The following is a 774-nucleotide window of genomic DNA, read 5'->3' on the forward strand; positions in this document are numbered from 1 at the left end:
CGAGCAGGCGGCCCCTGCTCGGTAACCCACGAGTGTTTGTGAGTGAGGCCCCGGCCCGCAACCGACTCAACCATCCTGAGCGGTCACTCCATACGGTCTAAGTGTCGTCGACGTGTCGGGGTCGATGCTGGACAAGGCCGGCGCCTTGACCCGGATCGACCTGGCCGTCGGTGCCGTCAACGACTCGATGGCCGAGTTGCCCGACGACGCGCGCGCGGGTCTGTGGGTCTTCTCCAGCGACCGCCAGGCCGGACGCGACTACCAGCCCCTGATCCCCTTCGCCACCCTGGGCAAGGCCACCGACCGAACAGCCATCGCAATGCGCTGCGGAAGGCGGCGCTCGGGATGCCGAAGCTGGTCCGCGGCGACACCGGGCTCTACGACACCATCTGGGCGGCCTATCAGGCCGCGCAGGCCGACTACCCGCCGCCGATCGAGAACCTCGTCATGGTGATCACCGGCGGTGACAATGACGACCCCACCGGTGGGTTGAGCGAGGCCCAGTTGATCGCCAAGCTCAAGGCGGCCGGTCGCTCGGACAAGCGGGTCCGGCTCGTGCTGATCGGCATGGGTCCCGCCACTGACATCAAGGCCATGCGCCGCGTGACCGACGCCGTCGACGGCCTCACCACGGTGGCCCGCAATCCCGCCGACCTGTCCGGGGTTTTCGGGCTCTTCCGATTTGAGGGTGTAGCCGGTTGTCGGCGTGGGGGCGTGTCGGTGTCGGGTTGATGGGTCGAGGTCTTCCGATGATGGGAGTTACGACTCTGCCCA

At 67.6% G+C, this 774-nt stretch carries 1 protein-coding gene; it reads left to right on the forward strand.

Annotation, left to right across the window (positions count from 1 at the left end):
- The first annotated feature begins 345 nt into the window (after nt 1-345).
- Entirely contained in the window at nt 346-732 is a 387-nt protein-coding gene (locus ABD209_RS15530) for a vWA domain-containing protein (RefSeq protein WP_344067824.1), read from the forward strand.
- Nucleotides 733-774: the final 42 nt, after the last annotated feature.

This window comes from Nostocoides vanveenii, assembly GCF_039531165.1.
In the GTDB taxonomy this organism is placed as follows: Bacteria; Actinomycetota; Actinomycetes; order Actinomycetales; family Dermatophilaceae; genus Nostocoides_A; species Nostocoides_A vanveenii.

Excerpts from the sequence above, each read along its gene's own strand:
- ABD209_RS15530 (WP_344067824.1), top strand. The coding sequence starts at position 346 with ATGCCGAAGCTGGTCCGCGGCGACACCGGGCTCTACGACACCATCTGG.